The organism is Streptomyces sp. NPDC048352 (genome assembly GCF_040651895.1).
Classification (GTDB): Bacteria; Actinomycetota; Actinomycetes; order Streptomycetales; family Streptomycetaceae; genus Streptomyces.
This window is the reverse complement of sequence record NZ_JBEZKZ010000013.1, coordinates 76,169-99,803: the sequence shown is the minus strand read 5'-3', so window position 1 is coordinate 99,803 and position 23,635 is coordinate 76,169. Positions and strand designations below refer to the sequence as shown.

Annotated in this window: 19 protein-coding genes; 6 read left to right on the top strand and 13 right to left on the bottom strand. The window is 74.6% G+C overall.

What is annotated here, in order from left to right; all coding sequences use genetic code 11:
• Positions 1-53: 53 nt before the first annotated feature.
• From AB0D45_RS10165 to serS, 6 genes are read left to right on the top strand one after another with little or no spacing between them, the layout of a single operon-like run.
• Positions 54-1,199 carry an acyl-CoA dehydrogenase family protein gene (locus tag AB0D45_RS10165; RefSeq protein WP_362456773.1) on the top strand — a complete coding sequence of 382 codons (1,146 nt, stop codon included), beginning with the start codon at positions 54-56 and terminating at the stop codon, positions 1,197-1,199.
• Between the two features lie 54 nt (positions 1,200-1,253).
• Positions 1,254-1,784 (top strand): hypothetical protein, encoded by a 531-nt coding sequence (locus tag AB0D45_RS10160; RefSeq protein ID WP_361602116.1) that lies wholly within the window; start codon positions 1,254-1,256, stop codon positions 1,782-1,784.
• The gene (locus AB0D45_RS10155; protein WP_362456771.1) at positions 1,781-2,374 is read left to right on the top strand and encodes a flavin reductase family protein; all 594 of its coding nucleotides are present in this window, start codon (positions 1,781-1,783) and stop codon (positions 2,372-2,374) included. The genes AB0D45_RS10160 and AB0D45_RS10155 overlap by 4 nt, the downstream gene beginning before the upstream one ends.
• The gene (locus AB0D45_RS10150; RefSeq protein WP_362456768.1) at positions 2,371-3,354 is read left to right on the top strand and encodes a VlmB-like protein; all 984 of its coding nucleotides are present in this window, start codon (positions 2,371-2,373) and stop codon (positions 3,352-3,354) included. Before AB0D45_RS10155 ends, AB0D45_RS10150 begins: the two co-directional genes overlap by 4 nt.
• Before the next feature lie 4 nt (positions 3,355-3,358).
• On the top strand, positions 3,359-4,822 hold the full coding sequence (locus tag AB0D45_RS10145; RefSeq protein WP_362456765.1) for an APC family permease: 1,464 nt from the start codon (positions 3,359-3,361) through the stop codon (positions 4,820-4,822).
• Between the two features lie 9 nt (positions 4,823-4,831).
• Positions 4,832-6,109 carry a serine--tRNA ligase gene (gene serS, locus AB0D45_RS10140; RefSeq protein ID WP_361602128.1) on the top strand — a complete coding sequence of 426 codons (1,278 nt, stop codon included), beginning with the start codon at positions 4,832-4,834 and terminating at the stop codon, positions 6,107-6,109.
• On the opposite strand, the gene AB0D45_RS10135 is transcribed toward serS, so the two are convergent.
• From AB0D45_RS10135 to AB0D45_RS10075, 13 genes are all read right to left on the bottom strand, one after another.
• Positions 6,096-6,827, bottom strand: a complete 732-nt coding sequence (locus AB0D45_RS10135) for a 4'-phosphopantetheinyl transferase superfamily protein (protein ID WP_362456763.1) — start codon at positions 6,825-6,827, stop codon at positions 6,096-6,098. The two genes, serS and AB0D45_RS10135, sit on opposite strands and share 14 nt — an antisense overlap.
• 37 nt (positions 6,828-6,864) lie before the next feature.
• Positions 6,865-7,929, bottom strand: coding sequence for a C45 family peptidase (locus AB0D45_RS10130; RefSeq protein ID WP_362456760.1), 1,065 nt, complete (start codon positions 7,927-7,929; stop codon positions 6,865-6,867).
• Positions 7,926-8,540 (bottom strand): GNAT family N-acetyltransferase, encoded by a 615-nt coding sequence (locus AB0D45_RS10125; RefSeq protein ID WP_362456758.1) that lies wholly within the window; start codon positions 8,538-8,540, stop codon positions 7,926-7,928. The genes AB0D45_RS10130 and AB0D45_RS10125 overlap by 4 nt, the downstream gene beginning before the upstream one ends.
• Positions 8,541-8,543: 3 nt before the next feature.
• Positions 8,544-8,831 carry a phosphopantetheine-binding protein gene (locus AB0D45_RS10120; RefSeq protein WP_362456756.1) on the bottom strand — a complete coding sequence of 96 codons (288 nt, stop codon included), beginning with the start codon at positions 8,829-8,831 and terminating at the stop codon, positions 8,544-8,546.
• Positions 8,824-10,548, bottom strand: a complete 1,725-nt coding sequence (locus tag AB0D45_RS10115) for an AMP-binding protein (RefSeq protein ID WP_362456753.1) — start codon at positions 10,546-10,548, stop codon at positions 8,824-8,826. The genes AB0D45_RS10120 and AB0D45_RS10115 overlap by 8 nt, the downstream gene beginning before the upstream one ends.
• Positions 10,545-13,835, bottom strand: coding sequence for an amino acid adenylation domain-containing protein (locus AB0D45_RS10110; protein ID WP_362456751.1), 3,291 nt, complete (start codon positions 13,833-13,835; stop codon positions 10,545-10,547). Before AB0D45_RS10110 ends, AB0D45_RS10115 begins: the two co-directional genes overlap by 4 nt.
• Positions 13,832-16,108, bottom strand: coding sequence for a class I tRNA ligase family protein (locus AB0D45_RS10105; RefSeq protein WP_362456749.1), 2,277 nt, complete (start codon positions 16,106-16,108; stop codon positions 13,832-13,834). Before AB0D45_RS10105 ends, AB0D45_RS10110 begins: the two co-directional genes overlap by 4 nt.
• Complete coding sequence (locus AB0D45_RS10100) at positions 16,105-17,310, bottom strand: FAD-dependent oxidoreductase (protein WP_362456746.1); 1,206 nt, start codon at positions 17,308-17,310, stop codon at positions 16,105-16,107. The genes AB0D45_RS10105 and AB0D45_RS10100 overlap by 4 nt, the downstream gene beginning before the upstream one ends.
• Positions 17,310-18,638: a SidA/IucD/PvdA family monooxygenase gene (locus tag AB0D45_RS10095; RefSeq protein ID WP_361602155.1), complete on the bottom strand. Its 1,329-nt coding sequence runs from the start codon at positions 18,636-18,638 to the stop codon at positions 17,310-17,312. The genes AB0D45_RS10100 and AB0D45_RS10095 overlap by 1 nt, the downstream gene beginning before the upstream one ends.
• 95 nt (positions 18,639-18,733) lie before the next feature.
• Positions 18,734-19,924 carry a saccharopine dehydrogenase C-terminal domain-containing protein gene (locus AB0D45_RS10090; protein ID WP_362456742.1) on the bottom strand — a complete coding sequence of 397 codons (1,191 nt, stop codon included), beginning with the start codon at positions 19,922-19,924 and terminating at the stop codon, positions 18,734-18,736.
• Entirely contained in the window at positions 19,921-20,985 is a 1,065-nt protein-coding gene (locus tag AB0D45_RS10085) for a saccharopine dehydrogenase (RefSeq protein ID WP_362456739.1), read from the bottom strand. The genes AB0D45_RS10090 and AB0D45_RS10085 overlap by 4 nt, the downstream gene beginning before the upstream one ends.
• 99 nt (positions 20,986-21,084) lie before the next feature.
• Entirely contained in the window at positions 21,085-22,389 is a 1,305-nt protein-coding gene (locus AB0D45_RS10080) for a cytochrome P450 (RefSeq protein WP_362456736.1), read from the bottom strand.
• Positions 22,386-23,633: an acyl-CoA dehydrogenase family protein gene (locus tag AB0D45_RS10075; RefSeq protein WP_362456733.1), complete on the bottom strand. Its 1,248-nt coding sequence runs from the start codon at positions 23,631-23,633 to the stop codon at positions 22,386-22,388. Before AB0D45_RS10075 ends, AB0D45_RS10080 begins: the two co-directional genes overlap by 4 nt.
• Positions 23,634-23,635: the final 2 nt, after the last annotated feature.

The following is a 23,635-nucleotide window of genomic DNA, read 5'->3' as shown; positions in this document are numbered from 1 at the left end:
AATCCCCGCCGGTGCGGAAGAGAATTCCGAGACAGCCCGAGGAGAACACGGCGATGCGTTCCCTGACGACAGCGCGCGGGATCTGCGAGCAATTCCACGCAGGCCTTCTCGACGCACTCGAAGAGCTGCCGCTCATGGCCCGGGAGGGTGCGGACAGCCCCGTGCTGGAGCTGTACCGCGAGCACGGCGGTCCCGGGCTGCTCGTGCCGGCCGCGTACGGCGGCGCGGCCGCCTCCGCGCTCCAGGCGGTGCGGGTGCAGCGGGCGATCGCCGCGGCCTCGCCCTCGCTGGGCGTGGCCACGGTGATGCACCACTTCACGGTGGCGATGCTCTTCCGCCTGGCGGAGGTCGCGGACCGGCTCACCCCGGCCCAGCTGAAGCTGATGTCGGCGGTGGCCTCCGACGGGCTGCTGCTGGCGTCGGGCTGGGCGGAGGGGCGTACCGACCAGAACATCCTGGCGCCGGCGGTCGTGGCCGACCGGGTGCCGGACGGCGGCGGCTACCTGGTCAACGGCTCGAAGAAGCCGTGCAGCCTGTCGCGTTCGATGGACGTGCTGACGGCCAGTGTGATGGTGGCGCACGACGACGGGCGCTCCTCGCTGGCGCTGATGCTGATCCCCGCCTCCTCCCCCGGCATCGAGACCCGGCCGTTCTGGGCCACGCCCGTGCTGGCCGCCTCGCAGAGCGACGAGGTCCGGCTGACCGACGTGGAGGTGCCGGAGGACCTCGTCATCCACAGCACCCCCGAGGACGCCGAACGGCTCGACGACCTCCAGACGGCCGGCTTCACCTGGTTCGAGCTGCTCGCCACCTCCTCGTACGTGGGCGCCGCGTCCGCGCTGGTCGCGCAGGTGCTCGACGGCGGCCGCGGCAGCGCGCCGGAGCGCGCGCAGCTGGCGGTGCGCCTGGAGGCGGCGGTGTCGCTGGTGGAGGGAGCGGCCCGGTCCCTGGAGGACGGGACCGAGGGCGACGAGGCGGTCGCGGCGGTGCTCACCGCCCGCTACGCGACGCAGGACCTGCTGGCGCGGACCGTCGACCAGGCCGTCGAGATGCTCGGCGGGATGGCCTTCATCCGCTCCGGGGACGTGGCGTACCTGTCGTCCGCGGTGCGCGCCCTGGCCTTCCACCCGCCGTCGCGCGCGAGCGTCGCCGCGGAGCTGGCCGGCTACTTCGCGGGAGGACCGCTGCGCCTGTCCTGACCGTTCGGCCCGCCCGCAGCACACCGCAGCCCGCCCGTCGGAAGGACGGCCCCCATGGACATCAAGAACCCGGTGGAGTCACCGGTCACCTTCAGCCTGCACCGCCTGGAGTACCTGGTCGCGTTCGCCGTGACGATCGGGTTCATCCTGTGGCACTTCACGGACATCAACTGGTTCGCGGCGATCGGCCTGTTCCTCTACATCGACCTGATCGGCTACATCCCGGGCGCCGTCGCCTACCGGCGCAGCGCCGACGGCCGGATCCCCAAGGCCTACTACGTCCTCTACAACACGATGCACAGCCTGCTGTCGGTCGCCGCCGTCGGCCTGCTGTGGATGTGGCTGATCGGGCCGGAGTGGGCGCTGCTGGCGCTGCCGTTCCACGTCTTCGGCGACCGGGGCGTCTTCGGGAACTTCCTGAAGCCGTTCGGGCTGCCCTTCGAGCCGGAGGACACGCCGCTGGTGCACCAGGTGACGGCGATGCTCAAGCGCCGCTCGGCCACCGCCGGGCGGGTCCCGCTGCCGTACGAGGAGCACCCCGCGACCGTCGCCGCCACCGCCCCGGCCGTCGGGGTGACCCGGTGAGCCGCTACCCGGCCTGGCTCACCGACCGCTCCCCCGCCGCACCCGCCGAGGGGTACGAGGACCCGGAGGCGGCCCGGCTGGCGCTGCGCCGGCTGGCGTCGAGCGTGACGGTGCTGACGGTGAGCCGCGACGGCGTCCGGCACGGCACGACCGCCAGCGCCGTGGTCACCCTGTCCCGGGACCCGCTGGTCCTCGGCGCGTGCCTGCGGCCGACCTCGACCTTCGCGGCGATGGTCCGCCGGGCGGGCCGCTTCTCGGTGAACGTGCTCGGCTCGGCGCAGCAGGACGTGGCCCGCCGCTTCGCGAACCCCTCGCGGCCGCTCGGCGACGCCCAGTTCGAGGGCTTCGACTGGACCACCGACCCGCTCACCGGCGCCCCGCTGATCGGCGGGAGCCTGGCCCACATGGCGTGCCGGGTGCTGGGCTGGCACCAGGTCGGCGACCACGACATGCTCCTCGCCGAGGTCACGGGCGGCCGTCACGCCGTCGACTCGCCGATGCTGAGCTTCGCCGGCCGCATGCACAGCGCCTGCGTCACCCCCGCCGCGTCCGTCCCCGTTCCCGCTTCCCCCAGTGAGGTCGCATCATGAGCACCGCTTCGCAGGTCCCCGTCGAGGCCGACTGGGACCGCGCGCCCAACCTGCTCGACGGGGCGCAGGAGATGACCCTGACCGCCGAGGAGTGCGATCTCGGGTACTGGCTGTCGGCCGTCGCGCAGGGGACGCTGCGCGGGCGGGCCGGGGCCGGGCACGCCGCCGAGACGCCGGCGCACATGAAGGAGGACGGGCCGCTGCGGCAGGCGCTCGTGCTGGAGCTGGGCAACCGGTCGCTGGCCGAGTCCCGGGCGGTGGAGGTGCTGTCCCACTACGTGATCGGCGCGCCCGGGGTGGTGGAGCAGGAGTTCTTCACCACGCAGGTGGTCGACGAGGCCCGGCACGCGATGATCTTCCGCAAGCACCTGGTGGACCTCGGGGTGCCCGCGGCGGGGCTGCTGGGCTTCATCAGGGAGCAGGGCGCCGACTACACGCGGCGGGTGCTGAACCCGATCGCCGAGTTCGCCACGTCCGTGGTGCGCGACGAGGGCGACTTCATCGGCGCCGTGGCGGTGTTCACCATCGTCATCGAGGGGGTGCTGGCGCCCGCCGCCGAGCTCAGCGAGCGCAAGTGGACCCTGCTGGACCCGGCCGCCGCGGAGATCGCGCGCGGGGCGTCCATCGACGAGATCCGCCACCTGACGGTGGGCAGCTCGATCGTCCGCGAACACCTGGCCCGCACTCCCTCGTACCGGCCGCGGCTGATCGAGCTGATCCGGCGGGGCCGGCGGCTGTGGGACGAACTGCCCTCGGAGGAGTTCGTGCTGGAGCGCGAGGAGCTGTTCCAGGAGGGCATGTTCGCGCACGCGGAGCTGCTGGAGGGATACGAGGTGTTCCCCGGCTGCAGGCTGCTGGAGACCACCCCCAAGCAGCGCTACGACCTCGCCGAGCAGTGGACCGACGACATGGCCGAGGTGCGGCTGCCGTACATGGGCGTCCCGGAGGCCGTCGACATCATCCGCAACCACCCGAGGTGATCCGGTGACCTCCACGATCCCCGTCGGCACGACGACGGGGGAAGCCGCCGCCGGGCCGGGGCTGCGGCGCACGCTGACGACGCCCCGGATCGTCTTCCTGGTCGTCGCCGCGGCCGCGCCGATGTCCGGGGTGGTGGGCTCGGTGCCCCTCGCCTACGCCATCGGCAACGGCGCGGGCGTCCCCGCCACCTTCGCCCTGGCCGGCCTGATACTGCTGTGCTTCTCCGTCGGGTACGCGGCGATGAGCCGGCACGTGGTGGGCGCGGGCGGCTTCTACACGTACATCGGGCAGGGCCTGGGGCGGCCGCTCGCCGTCGCGGGCGGGCTGACGGCGGTCGTCGCCTACACGGCGGCGGTCGCGGGCGTGGCCGGGGCCTTCGGGTACTTCGCCGAACTGGTCTCGGCCGCCCACGGCCTGCCGGTGCCGTGGCCGGTGTGGACGGGCGGGGCGCTGGCCCTGACGGCGGTGATGGGCTACCGGCGGATCGACCTGAGCGCGCGGCTGCTGGCGGTGCTGATGGTCGCCGAGGTGGCGGTGCTGGGTCTGCTGGCGCTGGCCATCGGGGTGCGGCACGGCGCGGACACCCTGCCGGCCGCCGCGTTCCGGCCGGACACCGTCCTCGCGCCGGGGCTCGGGGTGGCGCTGATGTTCGCGCTGATCTCGTACGTGGGCTTCGAGGCGGCCGCGCTGTACGGGGAGGAGAGCCGGGACCCGCGCCGCAGCGTGCCCGTCGCCACGTACGCGTCGGTCGTGCTCATCACCGTCTTCTTCGCGGTGATCAGCTGGGCGGCGGTCGGGGCGGTCGGCGCGGACCGGGTCGCGGACACCGCGGGCAGGGAGCTGGGCGACCTGTTCTTCCGGCTGTCGGACGACTACCTCGGCACCTTCGCGACGGGCGTGATGCAGGTGCTGCTGTGCACCAGCCTGTTCGGGGCGCTGCTCGGGCTGCACACCGCCGCGAACCGGTACCTGTTCGTCCTGGGCCGGGAGCAGGTGCTGCCGGGCCCGCTGGCGCGGGTGCACCCCCGGCACGGCTCCCCGCACCGGGCGAGCACGGTGCTGTCGGTGGCCACGGCCACCGTGTGCGCCGCCTTCGCGCTCGCCGGGGCGCATCCGTACACCAACCTGGCCACCACGATGCTGGCGCTCGGCACCGTCGGGATCGTCGCCCTCCAGGCGGCGGTGGCCGTGGCCGTGCTGGTGTTCTTCCGCCGCCACCCCGAGGCGCACTGGTGGCGCACCCGGCTGGCTCCGGTACTGGCCCTGGCCGGCCTGCTGGGGGCGCTGCGGCTGCTGCTGGGCAACTTCGCGCTGGTCACCGGGACCACGTCCGTCTGGGTGAACCGGATCCCGTGGCTGATGGCGGGCGCCGCCCTCGGCGGGCTCGGCTACGCCTGGTGGCTGCGGGCCCGCTCGCCCGCCCGTTACCGGGCCGTCGCCACCGCACACGTCACCGACGAGGACTGAGGAGCCGTCATGCACGACCCCCACAGCCTGCTCCAGGAGGCGGCCGAGGCCGATCTGGCCCGCCGCGGACACGTCCTGGACCGGGCCGCCCTGCGCGACCTGACCGAACGGCGCGCCCGGCTCGTCGCCGAGCGCGACAAGCTGCGGGCGGAGCAGAACCGCTCCGCCCGGGGAGGGACCCGCCCCGACGAGGCCGCGCGGGCCCGGATGGCGGAGGCCAAGGAGCGCCTGCGGTCGGTGTCGGAGGAGCTCCGGGAGGCGGAGGAGCAGCTCGGCGCGCTGCTGTCGGCGGTGCCCAACCGGCCCGGCCCGGACGTGCCCGACGGGACCGAGCAGGACCCGCCGGTGGTGCGCCGCACCTGGGGGGAGGTGCCCGGCTTCGCGTTCACCCCGCGCGACCACGTGGACATCGGGACCCGGCTCGGGATCCTGGACCAGGTGCGCGCCGCCAGGCTGTCGGGGTCCCGGTTCGCCGTGACCCGGGGGGCCGGGGCCCGGCTGGAGCGGGCGCTGGCCGCGTTCCTGCTGGACCTGCACACCACCGAGCACGGGTACACCGAGCACGGGGTGCCGCACCTGGTGACCCGGGAGACGATGACGGGCACCGGGCAGCTGCCGAAGTTCGAGGACGACCTGTTCCTGACGACCGCCGCCGACCGGGACCTCCTGCTGATCCCGACGGCGGAGGTGCCGCTGGTCAACCTGTACCGGGGCGAGACGCTCCAGGAGGGCGGGCTGCCGCTGGCGCTGACCGCGTGCACGCCCTGCTACCGGGCGGAGGCCGGCTCGTACGGCCGGGACACGCGGGGGCTGGTGCGGCTGCACCAGTTCGAGAAGGTCGAGCTGGTGCGCATCTGCCGGCCGCAGGACTCCGCCGCGCAGCTGGAGCTGCTGACCGGGCACGCGGAGACGGCGCTCCAGCGGCTGGGCCTGGCCCACCGGGTGGTCGAACTGCGGGCCGGCGACCTGGGCTTCGCCGCCCGGCGCACCTACGACATCGAGGTGTGGCTGCCGGGCCAGGGCACCTACCGGGAGATCTCCTCCTGCTCCGACTGCGGGGACTTCCAGGGGCGCCGGGCCGGCATCAGGGTCCGCGGCCGGGACGGGCGCAAGGAGTTCGCGGCGACGCTGAACGGTTCGGCGCTGCCGGTGGGCCGTACGCTCGTCGCGGTCCTGGAGCAGTACCAGCGCGCGGACGGCTCGGTGGCCGTGCCGCCCGCGCTGGTCCCGTACACCGGTTTCTCGGCGATCGCCGCGGACGGTTCGCCGGTGGTCAGCGCGCCCTGAGCCCCGGTCCCCGGGCCGGTGCCCGGGCCCGTACGAGGTCACCGGCCCGGTCCGGGTCGGGCCAGGTCAGGACGGTGACCGGGGGCAGTTCCCGGGAGACGAAGGCGGTCATCGCCCACGGCGAGTCCTGGCGGGTGGGCTGGAGCGCGGTGTGGCCGTGCCAGGGCCGGGTGCCGTGCCCGGATATCCCGCGCAGGGTGACCGAGCCGTCCGGGCCGAAGGCGAGGTCGACCTCCCCGGCCCCGTCGGTGAGGCCGCGCCCGGTGGCCTTGACGGCGGCCTCCAGCAGGGTCCAGGCGTGGAAGAAGGTCTCGGGGCCCACGCCGTCGGGGACCTTGGGGTAGACGAAGGTGAGCACGTCCAGGCTGGTGCCGGCCGGGCGGACCAGTTCCACGTCGACGCCGATGGGTCCGGTCTCGGTGGCGCCGAGCAGGAGCAGGCCGTCGGAGCGGGACCAGCTGACGTGGGTGCCGGGCTGGTCGGGCAGGTAGGGCTTGCCGGCGGGGTCGTAGTGGATGCGCAGGTCGTGCGCGTCGAGGCCGAGGCGTTCGGCCAGCAGGCGCCGGACGGTGAGCCGGGCGCGGTAGAAGCGGTGGGCGGCACGCGCGTGGACGAACTCGGCGCCGCGCCGCAGTTCGTCCTCGGTGAGGCCCTCGGGATAGTTCGCGCTGATGTCGGTGGGGGCGACCTGGTCGAGGTCGACCAGCCATGCGTCCATGACGCTCCTTTCTCGGACACGTCCCTGCCGTGGACGGCTACAGGGTGAACACCTGCGTGCGGGAGCGCGCGGGGTCGCCCGGGCGGAGGTGGAGCCGTCCGGCCGCCGGGAACACCACGGCCGCGGCGACCGTGCGTTCGACTCGGATGTCGCCCCGGTCGGGGACGCGGACGGGGGGCCGTGCGAGCAGCGCGAAGTGGTCTTCGGCGTCCGCGTCGCCGGGGAGGGCGGCGAGCCCCTCGCGGGCGGCGGCGAGGCGGCGCAGCGAGGAGTTGCGGGCGAAGACGTTCAGCTCGTCGGCGGGGGCGAAGTCGGGGTGGAGGTAGTGGTTGGTGTGGGCGAGTTCGCCGGGGGCCGCTTCGGTGACCCGCAGTTCGCCGTCGAGGTGTTCGGCGTACAGGACCCGTTCGCGGTCGCAGAGCAGGAGGGAGCGGGAGCTGGCCAGCGGCAGGCCGGCGAGGACCTTCAGGGCCTGGGCGGTGTCGGCGGCGGTGTCCAGGAGGTGGCGGATGGCCAGGTACGGGGGGACGCCGGGACGCCAGGTGCCGCCGAGGACGAGGTTGAGTCCGACGGCGAGGCCGTCGCTGTTGACGCCGAGGTAGCCGAGGAGTCCGGCGAAGCTGAGCACGAGGGAGCGCCGGGCGGCGCCGGCGCGGGCGGTCTCCAGGACGGCGATGTGCGTGTCGAGATTGCCGCTGAGGTCGACGGTCTGGGCGAGGACGGGCGGGGCGCCGGGCCGGGTGCGGGCGTAGGCGGTGCAGTCGCCGCCGGAGCGGACCGCGGAGTAGCCCGTCAGTTCGCGGCGCAGCTGGAGCAGCCAGGCCTCGTCCCGGCTGATCCGGGCTCCGTCGGCGAGGCCCGCGACCTCCTCGGCGAGGTCGGGCAGGGCCGCCTCGACCGCCTCCCGGTGGGCGGTGATCGAGGGCAGCAGGGAGGCCGGGGTCAGGGGCCGGTCGACGAGGTGGGCCAGGCGTGCCACGCCGTCGTCGAGGAAGGCCCGCAGGGGCGCGGCCAGGGCCCGGCCGTGGGCGCGGCCGATCTCGTAGGGGGTGCCGGAGGCCCGTACGAGGGTGATGGCGGGGCCCGTCGGGTCCTCGTTCATGCCGGTACGGCCTTCCTGGGGCCGAGCGCGAGGAGGGCGCGGACGGCGGGCCATTCGGAGCGCAGGACGCTGTAGAAGACGGCGTCGCGGCGGCGGCCGCCGGGCATGTAGTTGAAGCTGCGCAGGACGCCTTCCTCGGTGGCGCCGATGTTGGCGAGGCCCCGGCGGGCGCGGGTGTTGAGGACGTCGGTCTTGAACTCGGCGCGTTCGGCGCCCAGTACCTCGAAGGCGTGTTCCAGCAGCAGGGCCTTCGACCAGTGGTTGACGCCGCGGCCGCGGAAGTCGCGGCCGAGCCAGGACCAGCCGACTTCCAGGCGCCGGTCGGCTTCGGCCATGTTGCCGAAGCTCATGCTGCCGGCGATGCGGCCGCTGTCCTTGTCGGTGATGGTCCACACGGCGCGGCGGCCGGCGGCGTGGTCGGCGAGCCCGGCGTCGAAGAAGGCCTCGAAGTCGGCGTCGGTGGCGACGGCGGCGACGAAGTAGCGCCAGATGTCGGGGTCCATGGCCACCGCCCGGACGCCCTCGCGGTCGGCCTCGGTGATCGGGGTGAGACGGACCCGGTCGTTCTCCAGGACGGCGGCGGTGTGCTCGGTCCAGCTCAGGGCGCTCATGGTTCAGGCTCCGGTGGTGGCGTGGTGGTGGCGGGCGAGGGCTTCGGTGACGTCGCGCAGGGTCTTCATGGCGGCGAGGTCGTGTTCGGTGAAGTGGGCGAGGTCGACGCCGGTCTCCTCGCAGACCTCGGTGAGGAAGAGGACCTTGTTGAGGGAGGTCAGGCCGTAGGCCGAGACCATGTCGGCGTCGGGGTCGACCTCCTCGGGCTCGACCTCGGGGATCAGGACGAGGGAGAGCTGGTCGCGGGCAGCGGCCTCGATCTCGGCGCGTGCGTCGGCGGTGTCAGGCATGGATTCCGGCCTCCTGGGTGTGCAGCGGGGCGTGGTAGGCGGCCCGGATGTCGGGGCGCTTCGGCTTGTACTGGGAGGTCAGCAGGCCGCCTTCGATGCTGAACGGCGGATCGGCGACGATGACGCGGCTGATCCGCTCGTCGGCGGTGGTGGCGGCGTTGACGGCGGCGAGGCGGGCGGCGATGGCCTGGTGGTCGGCGGGCCGGCCGGCCGGGGAGACGACGGCGACGAGCTCGGTCTGGGTGGGGCTGAACAGGACGCATTCGGCGATCGCCGGGTCGGCCCGCATGAGTTCCTCGATGGGGCGGACGATGACCTTCTTGCCGTTGTCGAGGACGATGACGTCGTCGGCGCGGCCGTGGACGAAGAGGAAGCCGTCCTCGTCGAGGTGGCCGAGGTCGCCGGTGCGGACGGTCCCGTCGGGTGAGAAGACCTTCTCGGAGTCGCCGGGGCGGGCGTAGGCGTAGTGGTTGTTGACGGGGTGGGTGCTGCGGACGCTGATGACGCCGTCCTCGCCGATCAGCACCTCCTTGCCGCGCAACGCCCGGCCGACGCTGCCCTCGCGGTGGGCGCCGGGGTGGTTCTTGGTGACGATGCAGGTCTCGTTGAGCCCGTACCCCTCGTAGAGCGGCAGGCCCGCGGTGTCGTTGAAGAACCGCAGGACGGCGGGTGAGGCGGGGGCGGAGCCGGTCCACAGGTAGCGGATCCGGTCCCCGAAGAGGGTGCGCGCGACCTGGGCGGGGGTGCGGCCGGCGGGCCGGCGCAGGCGGGCCTCGATCTGGCGGCGGGCGCTCTCGTAGAAGGCGGGGACGCCCATGACGACGGTGGGGCGGACGCGGCGCAGGGTGGCGAAGGCTGCCTCGTAGGTGGTGACGGTGACGTCGTGGCCGTGCAGCAGGGCGGAGTACACCCAGTAGCGCTGCTGGAGGAGGGAGAGGGGGAGGAAGACGAAGAGGTGGTCGTCGGGGGTGTGGTGGAAGATCTCCTGGACGGCCTTCAGGGAGCTGTCCATGCTGCCGGCGGTGGCGCCGAGGCCCTTGGGGATCCCGGTGCTGCCGGAGGTGAACTTGAGGGTGGTGACGTCCTCGGAGCGCCAGGTGACGGGCGGCAGGGGGGTGTCGGGGCCGTCGCCGGGGGCGGCGAGGTCCCACAGGCCGTCCATGGGGAGGGTGTCGGGGACGCCGTCGGCGCGCTGGTCGGTGCAGAGCAGGTGGAGGGCGTAGTCGTCGAGGAGTTCGGGGGACGGGGTGAACTTGCCGGGCTCCAGGCCGGCGGTCTGCGCGCCGAGGCGCAGGGCGGCCAGGTCGAGCAGCACCCATTCCAGGCTGTTGGCGGCGAGGATCCCGATGCGGTCGCCCGGGCCGATGCCGTGGTGCTCGCGCAGGTGGCGGGCGAGGTGGCCGGAGCGGGCGTGGAGCTCGCGGAGGGGGATGGTGCGGGTGCCTTCCAGGCGGGCCACGTGGAGGTGGCCGCCGGTCGGCTCCGCCGTGGTGATGCGGTGGATCGTGTCGGGGACGGTCGTGTGCCGGCTGCCGGCCGGTGGGGGCTGTTCGCGCAGTTCCCCGCGCCCCTGATCGGGTACCGCCGGCTGTCGGCTGCCGGTTTGCTGTGGCTGGTCGCGCAGTTCCCCGCGCCCCTGATCGGGTACCGCCGGCTGTCGGCTGCCGGTCTGCTGTGGCTGGGCGCGCAGTTCCCCGCGCCCCTGATGGCGGGTCATCGGTCGGCCGCCGGGGTGAGGGCCGTGGCCATGGCGCGGACGGTGTCCGCCTCGGTGAACTGGTCGAGGGTGAGGGTGACCCCGAACCGCTTGCGGGCCGCCGTCAGGATGCGGGCCGCGGCGATGGAGTCGCCGCCGAGGGAGGCCAGGGTGTCGAGGGCGCCGATGTCGGGGCGGCGCAGGACGGTGGACCAGATGTCGCAGAGGATCTTCTCGGCCTGGGTGGCGGGGGCGCTGCCGCCGCCCTCCCGGCCGGCGCCCTCCTCGGCGCCGAGCGCGGCGAGGCGCGTACGGTCCACCTTGCCGTTGCCGGTCAGCGGCAGCTCGTCGTGCCAGAGCACGGCCGCCGGGAGCATGTAGTCCGGCAGGTCGGCGCGCAGGGCCCGGCGCAGTTCGGTCAGGTGGGGGCGGTGGCTGCCGGAGGGGACCAGGTGGGCGATGAGCCGGCTGCCCTGGGCGGCGACGACCGCGCGGGAGACCTCGGCGAGTGCCGCGAGGCGGGTCTCGACCTCCCCGGCCTCGATCCGGTAGCCGTTGATCTTGATCTGGAAGTCGGTGCGGCCGAGGATCTGGATGCTGCCGTCGGGCAGGTACCGGCCGAGGTCGCCGGTGCGGTAGAGGCGTTCGCCGCGCCCGGGGTCCTCGTAGAACCGTTCGGCGGTGCGCTCCGGGTCGCCCCAGTAGCCGCGGGCGAGTCCCGTGCCGGCGGCGGTGATCTCGCCGGTGACCCAGTCGGGGGCGTCGAGGCCGTCGCGGTCCAGGACGTAGGCGCGGTTGTTGGCGTTGGGACGGCCGTACGGGATGGATCCGCTGCCGTCCTCGTCCTCGCCGACGGGGTGCAGGATGTTCCAGACGGTCGTCTCGGTGGGGCCGCCGAGGGAGACGACCTCCAGCCCGGGCATCATCGCGCGCAGCTGCGCGGGCAGGGCGGGCGGGAGCCGGTCGCCGCTCATCATGACGAGGCGCAGTCCGGGCGGTACGTCGCCGTCGGCGCGGGCCTGGCCGTGGAGCAGGCCGACGACGGCGGGGACGGAGTTCCACACGCTGACGTGGTAGAGCCAGCACAGCTCGAGCCAGTGGGCGGGGTCGGCGGCCCGGTCGTGGTCGGGCATGACCAGGGCCGCGCCGGCCGACAGGGCGCCGAAGACGTCCCACACCGACAGGTCGAAGTGGAAGGCGCTGACGGCCATGAACCGGTCCTCGGAGGTGATCCGGAAGCGGGCCTGGCAGTCGGCGACGACGTTGGCGACGCTGCGGTGGGTGACCATGACGCCCTTGGGGGCACCGGTCGTGCCGGAGGTGTAGAGGACGTACGCGAGGTCGTCGGGGCCGGATCCCGGCAGCCGGTCGGGGACCTCGGCGCGGCCGGAGCAGGGGCGGGTGAGGTCGTAGGCGGCCATGGAGCCGGTGGAGGTCCAGCCGGTGTTGGTCAGGACGCAGCGCACCCGGCCGTCGGCGAGCATGTACTCCTGGCGGGCGGCGGGCAGGCCGGCGTCCACGGGCAGGTAGGCGGCTCCGGCGAGGACGGTGGCGAGGATGCCGACGACCTGCTCGGGCCCGCGGTGCATGACGAGGCCGACGAGTTCGCCGCGGCCCACGCCCTGTTCGCGCAGCCAGGTGGCGGCGGTGGCGGCCCGGTGGAGGAGTTCGCCGTAGCTGACGGTGCGGTTCGCGGTGAGGACCGCGGGGGCGGCGGGGGTGCGGGCGGCCTGGGCGACGATGGCGTCGCCGAGCATCTCCTCGGGCCGTGCGACGGCGGTGTCGTTGGCGGCGGCGCGGCGGGCGCGCTGGGCGGGCGGCAGCAGGTCGAAGGCGTGGTGCTGCCAGGCGGCCCCGTCGGTGAGGGTGTGCAGCAGGGTGCGGTAGCCGTGGGCGAGGTCGTCGAGGAGGCCCTCGCAGAAGAGTTCGTCGATGCCGTCGAGCTGGACGACGAGTTCGCCGTGCTGTTCCATCGCGAAGGCGTTGAGCCACACCTGGGGGGTCTGGCTGACGGAGAAGACCTCCTTGCCGAAGAGTTCCAGGGCCGAGCCGTCGACCTCGCTGCTGACGTGTCCGATGGCGCTGTTGAAGGTGTAGGGCATGCGGGCGCCGGCCACGCCGCCGCGGCGGCGGGCCAGTTCCTTCAGGACCTCGATGCCGGAGAAGTGCCGGTGGTCGATGTCGGTGTGCAGGCGGGTCTGGAGGGCCCGGGCGCGGGCGGCGAAGGGCTGGGAGCGGTCGATCTCGGCCTCGACGAGGAGGGTGTCGGAGAACTGGCCGATGGCCTCGAAGACGCGGGGGTGGACGGGCGGCCGGTGGGCGACGGTGGTGGTGAGGGTGAAGCGCTCCCCCGCGCCCCAGGTGGCGAGGGTCTCGGCGTACGCGGCGAGCAGCAGCGCGGAGGGGGTGAGCCCTTCGGAGCCGGCGCGTTCCTTCAGGGCGGTCCAGGCGGCGCGGTCCAGGCGGACCTCGCGCTGGGTGAAGCGGGTGCCGGTCAGTGCGGCGGGGCTGGTGCGCAGGGGCAGGTCCGGGTGGGGGGCGAGGTCGTCGGCGCGTTCCATCCAGTACGCGCGCGAGCGCCGGGCCGGGGCCCGGTCGCGGGCGGCTTCGAGGGCGGCGAGGTAGTCCTCGTAGGGGAGTTCGTCGTGGACTTCGGCGGTGGGGTTCTGGTAGGCGTGCCACCAGGCGCGGAAGAACAGGAACATGCTGATCCCGTCCATCACGAGCCCGTCGTGGCCGACGTGGAGCACCGTCTTGTCATCGTCGAGGATGGTGGCGTCGACGGTGAGCAGCGGGGCCTGGTCGGCGGGGAGCACCTGGTGGGAGCGCATCTCGCGCAGTTCGGCGCGGATCAGCTCCTGCTGGCGGGGGCTGTGGGCGCGCAGGTCGAGGACGCCGATGCGCGGGGAGGCGGCGTCGCCGTGTTCGGTGGCCTGGCGTTCGTCGGAGAGGAAGCGGGAGCGCAGGGCGCTGTGGGCGGCGACGACGGTGTCGAGGGAGGCCTGGAGCCGGTCGAGGTCCCAGTCGCCCTCGATCTCGTGGAAGACGTGGCTGGAGACGTCGCCGATCTCGAAGACGCCGCTGCGGCCCAGGTAGTAGCTGCGCTGGAGGGGGGTGAGGGGGAAGCCGGGGCCGTGTTCGGCCTCGCGGGCGAGGTGGGCGACGAGGGCGGGCTTGGCGGCCTTGACGCGGGCGATGAACTCGGTGTCCATCCGTTCGCGGTTGCCCTGGAGGCGCAGGTCGCCGTCGGCGAGGGCGACGGACAGCCCGCGCTCGGCTATCTCGCGCAGGATCCGGCGGGTGTTCATCGGGCCTCCCCGGAGGTCAGGGCGGCGACGGCGGAGGGCTCGGCGCGTTCGGCGATGACGGCGGCGAGTTCGGCGAGGGTGCCGCCGTGCAGGAGTTCGTCCATGGAGAGGTCGACGTCGAGGGCGTCGAGGATCTGGTACTGGACGGTGACGGCCTGGAGGGAGCCGGCCGCGAGCTGGGTGAGGGTGCGGTGGGCGATCTGTTCGTCGTCGGCGAGCCGCAGGGCGGTACGGGCGATGCGGGTGAGCCAGGGGGTGAGGGGCGGTTCGGCGTCGGGGGCGGGCTGGAAGAAGACGGCGTCGGCGAGGGCGAGTGCGGTGCCGGGCGTGAGCAGTTCGACGGTACGGGGCCACGCGCTCGGGGCGTCCTGGCCGAGGGCGGCGGCGAGGCGGGCGGCGAAGCGGGGCATGACGGGGGCTGCGGCGTGCGCGAGGAGGCGGGCGGCGGCGAGTTCGAGGGCGACGGCGGTGCGGTTCTCGTCCTCCCAGCCGGGGGTGTCGGTGAGGAGGCCTTCGGCGCGGGCGAAGCGGGCGGTGTCGCGGACGATGCCGTCGAGTTCGGCGGCGGCCTGGTTGAGGGAGAAGGCGTCCCTGCCGAGGGCCGCGGTGACGGCGGTGAGGCGGCTGCCGAGCCGGGCGAGGAAGGCGGTGTGCTCGGGGGTCCAGTTCCCGGCGTCGGGGGCGCGGCCGCCGTGGTGCTTGGCGACGCGGGCGCCGAGGTCGGTCAGCCACTGCTGCCAGGTGCCGATGAGGGTGTCGGCGAGGACGGCCTCGTAGGCGGCGCGCCGGAAGTCGGTGCGCAGGCCCTCGGGCCGGGTGGCGGCGAGGAAGTAGCGGACGGAGTCGACGGTCTCGGGGCTGAGGACCTCCTTGCCCCAGATGGCGTGCCGGCGGCTGGTGGAGAACTTCTCGCCGTCGAGCAGGTAGAACTCGTTGACGTGGTAGTCGATGTCGGGGGTCCAGCCGGGGAAGGCGAGCCGGTACAGGACGGGGTAGAGGACCGAGTGGTAGAAGCTGTTGTCGTAGCCGAAGAAGTGGACGATCTTCCAGTCGGGGGCGGGGTCGGCGGCCCGCCAGGGGCGGCCGAGGCGGGCGCCCAGTGACTGGATGCCGTGCAGGAACCCGTAGCTCATCTCGGGCCACACCCAGATGACCTGCCCGTCGGTGTCGCCCTCGCGCGGCTCGACGCCCCAGTCGGAGGGGTGGGTGAGGGGGATGTCGAGGGCGGGGCGGCGGAAGAGCCGGTCGGCGAGTTCGCGCAGCCGGGCGGGGACGCGGCCGCGACGGTGGTGGGCGCGGACCTCGCCGGCGTGGGCGTGCAGGGGCAGGTTCCAGCGGGCGGCGGGCGCCCGGCGCGGGGCGGCGGTGGAGGCGGCGCCGGCGGGGCGGGGGTCGGTGAGGTCGGCGACGGTGTTGGGCTCCCCGCACTCCTCGCAGAGGTTGCCGGAGGTGGTGCCGCCGCAGCCGGGGCAGCCGCCTCGGACGTCGGCCTCGTAGAGGTAGCGGCCTTCGGCGGCGTCGTAGAGGGCGTCCCGTTCGGTGACGGCGATCCCGCCGGAGGCGGTGAGGCGGCTGAAGAAGTCCTGGACGCCCTCGCGGTAGCCGGGGTCCTGGTCGGTGACCGTGTACTGGTCGACGGGTATGTCCATCAGCCGCAGGGTTTCGGCGATCTCGGCGCTGTAGTGGGCGGCGGTCTCGGCGGGGGTGCGGCCGTCGGCGCGGGCGGCGCCGAGGACGTAGCTCTGGTAGTCGTCGCTGCCGGTGAGGTGGTAGGCCTCGGCGCCGTTCATGCGCTGGAAGCGGGTGAAGGCGTCGGCGCCGAGGTAGGGGCCGGCGAGGTGGCCCAGGTGCAGGTCGCCGTTGGGGGTGGGCGGGGTGGAGAAGACGAAGACGGGACGGTCGCCGAAGCCGGCGGGGGCGGCGGCGCGGGCCGCGGCCCGTTCGGCGTCGCGCCAGTACTGGGTGAAGAAGACGAGGTCGCCGCCGTCCCCGGCGGTGTCGTCCTGGCCGGGGTTCCTCAGGACGTGGGACTCGAAGGGCTCGAAGAGGACGACGGTGCCGGGGGCGGCCGGGTGGCGTGCGCCGTCGACGACGAACTCGCCGCGGCCCCTGACGATGACGAACAGCTCGCTCTCGTCGTGGTGGTGGCCGTCGGTGGCGCCGCCGGGGGCGACGCGGCCCCAGCCGGCGCCGGTGCCCAGGCCCTCCACGCCGCTCATGCCGATGCCGAAGGCCTGCTCCAGGGCGCCGGCGTCATAACTCGCGATGATCATGTCGTGGCCTTTCGCGGGGACGGGAGGGAGGGGATCAGGTCGGCGGCGCGGGCGGCGAGCGCAGGGGCCAGCCGGTAGCCGGAGCCGCCGGCCGCGCCCGCGAAGACGAGCCGGCCGTAGGGGTCGAGGCGGGTGACGAGGGGGGTGCCGGCGGGCCCGTACGCGTCGCAGAAGACCCGGCCGGAGCGGCAGTGGGCGGCCAGGCCCGGGGCGTAGCGGGTGAGCAGGGCGCGGGCTTCGCGCAGGTGGCCGGCGGTGAGCGCGGGGTCGACGGTGGCGGGGTCGGCGTCCCATTCCCGGCAGGTGTAGCTGAACAGCCAGTGCCCGCGGTGGTGGAGGGGCAGCAGGAAGGCGTCCTCGGCGTCCAGGACGAGGGCCCGGTCGCCGGGGGCGGGGGGCACCTCCACGTGCAGGGCGACGATCTTCTTGACGCGGGCTCCGAGCGGGGCGACGAGGTCCCGCCAGGCGGGTTCCGCGAGCCAGGGGCCGGGGGCGATGACGACGTGTCCGGCGGTCAGGGTGGCGCCGCCGGTCAGGGTCAGGCGGGCGCCTCCGGGGCCGGCGGCGACGGTCTCGACGGCGACGCCCTCGTGGAAGGAGACCGCGGGACGCAGCTCGGCGGCGAGGAGCTGGGTCAGGGCGGGGACGTCCGCGTACTGGCAGCCGTCGCCCTCCCAGGCGCCGAAGTCCCGGGGCAGTGCGGGGACGGCGGACGGCAGTTCGGTGGTCCAGCGGAGCTTGGCCTCGGGGAGGTAGGTCTCGCGGAGGCGGTCCTCGGCGGCCTCGGGGGCGAGGACGGTCATGCCGAGGGGGTGGATGGGCAGGTCGGGGCGGGCGGTGTGGAGGTCGGCGTAGTAGCGCTCGCTCTCGGCGGCCAGGGTGCGGACGGTGTCGTCGGCGCCGCGCGGGAAGTGCAGTCCGGCGGAGCGGCGGGTGGCGCCGGAGCCGATCATGTCGCGGTCGAGGACGGTGACGGTGACGGTCCGGTCGCGGGCGAGGACCTCGCGGGCGACGAGGACGCCGAGGATGCCGGCGCCGACGACGGCGACGTCGGTGCGGGCTCCGGCGGGGCCGCCGCTGTGGGCGGCGGTGGTCCGGTAGACGGCGGGGTCGGAGGGGTCGGCAGGTGCCGGCGCGGTCGTCGGGCGGGCGGCCGGGTCCGCGGCGAGGGTGCGGCAGGCGCGGGTGCTGTGGGTGTTCATCAGGCGCTCCACCGTTCTTCCTGGGGGCCCTTGGAGGACCATTCGATGAAGGAGGCGAGCTGCTCGTCGCCGCGGACGCCGCACAGCCGGTCGGCGATGCGCCGGCTGCGCCAGGCGTTGAGGCTGAGGTTGGGGTCGGCGAGGCCGCGCTGGCCGCGGACGCCGTTCTGGACGAAGATCCGTCGGTCGGCGGGCCCGTCCCAGCGGACGGCGTAGTCCTCGTCGACGCGCAGTTCCTCGCCCTCGTGCTCGAGGCGGCCGGTGAGGGGCGCCAGGAAGTCCATGGCGGCGGGCCGGTAGCCGGTGGCCCAGACGACGACGTCGGCCTCGAACTTCTCCACGGACTCGGCCTCGCCGGTGTGGCGGGCGCAGACCTCCCAGCCGCCGAAGGGGCCGGGGCTGACGTCGAAGACCTCGCGGCCCGGGTGCAGGGCGACCAGGTCCTCGTTGCCCTCCACGAACCGGTGGACGTAGATGGTCTGGTAGATCTCGCGCAGCGTGGACTCGGAGATCCCGTCGCTGGTGAGGATGTTGCGGGAGTTCAGCGACTGGCGGCGCTCGCGCGGCAGTCCGTAGAAGTAGTCGGCGTGGCTGGGCATGTAGTAGTCGTTGGTGAAGGGCGAGTCGTCGATGGGGAAGTAGTTCTGCCGCCGGGAGATCCACGAGACCCGGCGGGGCAGGTCCCAGCCGCCGCGGGAGATCAGGTCGAGGAAGGCCTCCGCGCCGGACTGGCCGCCGCCGACGACCACGACCCGCTTGCCGCCGACGTCGCGGGCGGCGTGGACGTAGTCGGCGACGTGGAACTGGGTGGGGCCGAGCAGGTGTTCGCCCTGCGGCGGGATCCAGGGGCGGCTGCCGACGCCGGCGACCACGTTCTCGGCGGTGAGGGTGCGCCGGTCGGTGCGGACGGTGAACACGCCGGCTCCGTCGTCGAAGTCGACCTCGCGGACGTCCTCGCCGAAGACGATGTTCTCGTTGCGGCGGCTGGCCCAGGCCAGGTAGTTGCGGAACTCCAGCCTCGGCACGTCGTCGAACTGGGCGTTGAGGAAGTGGTAGACCCGCCCCTTGGCGTGCAGGTAGGACAGGAACGAGAAGGGGCTGGCGGGGTCGGCGAGGCTGACCAGGTCCTTGAACTGGGAGACCTGGAGGCTGCTGCCGGGGATCTGCTGGCCGTCGTGCCAGCTGAAGGACTCCTTGCGGTCGAGGAAGAGATTGGGTACGTCCGGCCTGCTGTGCAGCAGGGAGGCCAGGCTGAGGTTGGCCGGTCCCACGCCGACTCCCACGCAGCGGAAGTGCGTGATGCCCGGCCGGAAGCTCTCGTGCCCCATGTCGGAACCTCTCGTTCGATTCGGTGGGTGAGGGAGGGAGGGGTGGGTGGGGTGGGAGCGCGGGCCGGGGCCGGCCGTGCGCGGTGGTACGGCGGTCAGGCGGGTACTCCGGTGGCGGTGGAGCCGGTCTCCTCGTGGGTCCCGGCCAGCCCGTGGGCGCCGAGGAAGGCCAGCCAGCGGGCGGCCTCACCGGGGGTCGCGGGGCCGCGGTTGAGGCCGGCGGGGAGGGCGCCGGCCAGGATGCGGGTGACGCCGTAGGCGACGGGCAGGGAGACGCAGCGGGCCATCGCGGACTCGGCGGGGTCGCCGGTGAGGTCGAGCAGGCGCGAGCCGTGCCAGTGCCCGCCGGACCGGGTGCGCAGGTCCAGGGAGACGGACAGGACGACGCGGTCGCGGTCGGCGGGGGTGGTGGGGTGGCGGGCGGCGAGGTCGGCGGCGAGGGCGCGGACGGCCTGGGGGTCGCCGGCGGCGACGGTGTCGAAGACCTGCCGCCAGGCGGCGCGCCAGCCGGCGTTGCGCAGGGTGCCGCGTACGAAGGTGTCGAGGTGCCAGTAGTACGGGATGCCGTACTGGGCGACGAAGGGGAGGCTGTCGCGGTTGGGGTAGGCCTCGAAGTCCTCCCCCGCGAGGGTCAGGGTGCGGGTGGTCTCCCAGGGGCGCGGGGCGGTGACCTCGCCGCCTCCGGCGACGTACCGGGCGGGTGTGCCGAGGGCGGCGAGGACCCCGTACGGGGCCCAGCTGAAGCGGTAGCGGAAGGGTCCGGGGACCGCCGGGACGCCTCCGCAGTAGGAGGTGAACACGGCGGTCGCCGGGGACGGGCCGACGGCCTCGCGGGCCCGGGCGACGAGGTCGTGGGCCATCAGGTGGTCGATGCCGGGGTCGAGTCCGGCCTCGGTGAGGACGACGGTACGGGGCCCCGCGGCCGCCCGCCGCGCCTGCTCGGCCAGCTCCGGGGTGGTGTAGCTGGTGCAGGCGAAGTGGGCGGCGCGTTCGGCCGCCAGGCGCAGCAGCGCGGGGTGTTCGGCGGCCGGGAGCATGGAGACGAGGACGTCGCCCGGGCCCGTCCCGGCCGCGAGGGCGCCCGGAGCGAGGGCGCGGACCTCGGCGCGGCCCGCCAGGCCGAGGGCGGCCAGGCGGGCGGCGGCGCGCTCGGCGGTGCGGTCCCACAGGACCACGCGGCGGGCGCGTTCGCAGACGAGGGACAGGCCCGAGCGGCCGGTGGACAGGCCGGTGCCTATCCAGTGGACGGTGCCGGAGGCCGGCGCGGGCTGCGGGTCGGTGGTCAAGGGGTTGCCTCCTGGGCGTGTACGGCGGCCTCGAAGGTGTGCAGGGCGCGGGCCCAGACGCCGTCCCACTCGGCCAGCCGCAGCAGGTGCGGGGTGAGTTCGGCGGAGAAGGCGGTGCTGGCCTCGACGGGGAGCAGGGAGGGGAGGTTGTCGATGGCGATCAGGTCGAGGGGGCGTTCGCCCTCGCGGAGGGTGCGCACGGGCTCGGTCCAGGTGGTGGTCTCCTCGTAGACCGGCAGGACGTTGCAGTCGGAGGTGACGTCGCAGGTGACGTCGCTGACGAGGGAGAGCCGGCGGGCGGGGTCGTCGAGGTCGGCCTTGGTCAGGAACGGCGGGACGGGGGTGGTGGTCAGGACGGTGTTGACCAGCAGGTCGTGTCCGAGGAGGGCGGGGCGGTCGATCGGGCGGGTCTCGGCGAGGTCCCAGCGGGTGGGGTCGAGCCCGGCCTGGACGAGGGCGTCGCAGGCGCCGCGGCCGCAGCGGCCGAGGGCGCCGATGACCAGGGCGGTGGTGGGGTCGGGGGCGGCCGCGCCGGCGGCGAGGAGGGCGTCGAGGGTGGGGCGGTCGGTGGGGCGCAGCGGTGCGGTGAGGGCGCCGCGGTGGTGCAGGACGGCGAGGGCGGCGCCGAGGTAGCCGGCCCAGTAGCCGAACGCGGCGACGCGGCGGCCGGCTTCGTCGGTGAGGTACTCCATGTCGAGCAGGGCGCCGCCGCCCGCGGTGAAGCGGGAGAGCAGCTCGCGGGCGCCCGACTGGCCCTTGTAGGCGTGGCCGAAGTAGATGTGCCGGTGGCGCAGGGCGGGGGCGCCGGGGCCGGTGGGGAGTTCCTTGAGGCCGAGTACGTAGGCGTCGTCGGGGGCCTGTTCGTGCCAGGACGCGGTGGGGGCGGTGGCGCAGCCGGCGTCGGTGTAGCCGGTGAGGGGGAAGGCGCGCTGGTCCGACTCCTCGACGGTGATCCGGATGCCGGCGGCGGTGAGGCGGGCGGCGTCCTGGGGGGTGAGGGGGGCACGGCGCTCGGTGGGGCGGGCCTCGTGCCGCATCCAGAGGTGAAGACTGTCCGACATGTTCCGGTTTGTCCTGTCTGAAGGCATAGGGGTGGCTGACCCCCGGCCTGATCGCGGTTGCGGGGGCTGCGTCGGCTTCCGTCGGGGACGGCCCGCGCGCTAGAGGAGCGGGATCCGGGCGTTCGCCAGCGGGCGGTAGGCGGGGGTCGCGGTGGTGCCCAAGCCTGCCGCGCGCAGTTCGGTGACGACGGCGGCGGCGAGGGCCGTGGCGAGCTGCCCGCCCGGGCAGCGGTGGGCTCCCGCGCCGAAGGTGAAGACGGCCGGATTCACCCGGCCGGGGGTCAGCGCGTGCGGGTCGGGGTTGACGGCGGGGTCGCGGTTGGCGGCGGCGAGCAGGACGAGGACCTGCTGCCCGGGCTCCACGGTGGAGCCGGCGTGCGTGAACGGTTCGGCGGCGAAGCGGCGGGTGTTCTGGATCGGGGCGTCGTGGCGGACCACCTCGCGCACCAGGGCGCCGGTGTCGGCCCCGTCCGCGCCCCGGGCGAGGGCGACCAGGGTGTTGCCGATGAGCCCGGCGGTGGCGTCGTAGGTCTGGGAGAGGAAGCCGATGGCGTTGGACAGCAGCGGCCCCGGATGCGGCCACGCGTCCCGCCCGGCGGCGGTGACGAGCTCCCGCACCAGCCCTTGCCCTGGCCGGGCGGAGTACGGAACCCGAGCACCCCCGGCACCCGCTCCGGACCCGCACCCGGCCCCGGGCGCGGGCGCGGGCGCCGTGCCGGGCGCGGAGACCCCGTCGGATGCGGGGGATGCGTCCGGCGCGAGCGGTGTCGGGTGCCCGGACCCGGGAGCCGGGGTCCCGGGCGGGGGCGCCTGGGCTTCGGACAGGGACGGGGCCAGGAGGGCGCGGAGGCGCGTGGCGGCGGCCGAAGCGGCCCCGTACTGGTCCTCCGTAGCGGCAGCGGGAATGCACTGCACGAAGTCACCGATGGCTCGGGCCGCCTCCCGCGAGGCGCCGTCGGTCAGGCCGCTGAGGGTGGCCACCACCCGGGCCGGGACGGCGAACATCAGCTCCTCGTACGGGGCTTCGCCGCCCGCCGCCAGTACCTCACGGGTGAGGCGGGCGGCCAGCGAGGCCGCGTACGCGGTGTCCGCGCGGGCCAGCGCCCCGGCCACGACCCCCTTCAGCCGGGCCGCCGCCGCGCCGTCCGTCATCCGTACGAGCTCGCCGAACACCTCCCCGGCGGGCGTCCCCGCGATCCCGGCCGGGACGGGCTCCGCGACGGGCCGCACCCGCAGCGCGCCGCTGCCCAGCACCGCGCGCACCGCGGCCGCGTCGGCGGCCACCCAGGCCCCGAGCGCCTCGTCCCAGGCGAAGGGGCGCTCGGCCACCAGGCGCGCGTAGTAGGGGTAGGGGTCCGCGAGGCGCACGGCCTCGACGGGACTGCTGACGGCGGTGGTGCTCACTTCGTACTCCTAGCTGAACTGTTGGTACGGGCCACTGAGGTCGGAAGACGAAGCGGGGCCGCCGCCCGGGCGGCCCTGCGCATGTCCAAGGATCCCGCTATGGCCATCCTCAACACCTCCGAGGTGCCCTCGTAGATCCGCAGCGAGCGGATCTGCCGGTACAGCCGCTCGGTGACCGAGCCCTCCACGATGCCCGCCGCGCCCAGCAGTTGCACCGCGGCGTCCACCACGCCCTGGGCCGCCTCGGTGGCGTGGACCTTCGCGATGTTGCTGTGCCGGGCGAACCGGCGGCTGCCGCGGTCGGTCTCCCAGGCGGCGCGCGCCACCAGCAGCGCGGCGGCGTTCAGCTGGACCTCCATGTCGGCGAGCGAGGCCTTCACCAGCTGGAGGTCGAAGAGCGTGCCCCCGTACGCCTCCCGCGCCAGCACGTGCGCGAGCGCCGTGTCGAAGGCCCGCCGGGCGAAGCCGAGGGCCGCGGCCCCCACCGTGGTGCGGAACCGCTCCAGCAGGTCGACCGCGACGACGAACCCCTTGCCGGGCCGTCCGAGCACCGCCCCGGCCGGCAGCCGGCAGTCCTGGAAGGACAGGTGCGCGAAGGAGCGCGGGGCGATCGCGTCGATCCGCTCGGCCCGCAGCCCGGGGGTGCCGGCGGGCACCAGGAAGGCCGACAGTCCCAGCGGCCCCGGGCCGTGCCCGGTGCGGGCGATGACAACGAACACGTCGGCGATGGTCCCGTTGGCGATCCACGCCTTGCGGCCGTTCAGCACGTACGAGCCGTCCTCGCCGCACACCGCCTCCAGTCCGACGGACGCCAGGTCCGAGCCGGCCTCCTTCTCGGAGACCGCGAAGGCCCCGATCAGGGTCCCGTCGGCCATCCCCGGCAGGTAGCGGCGGCGCTGCGCCTCGCTGCCGAAACGCAGCAGCGGGGTCGCGGCCAGCGCCTGGACGGAGAAGGCGAAGTCGGCCAGGTCCTCGTTGTAGGCGAGGGCCTCGCGGCGCAGGCACACCGCGCGGAAGTCGTCCACGGGCGCGCCCCGCGGGTCGAGTTCGCTCAGCCAGCCGGCCGCGCCGAGGACGCCCACCAGGCGCCGTCCGGCCGCGTCGGGGTCCAGGGCGCGGATCTCCTCCCACAGCATCCGGTTGCCGTCGCACCAGGCGCCCGCCTGCGCGGCGAGGCGGCGGTGGGAGTCCTCGTAGAAGGGCAGCGCGAGGACCTCGGGGTCGAAACTCGTCGTCGTCTCCATCG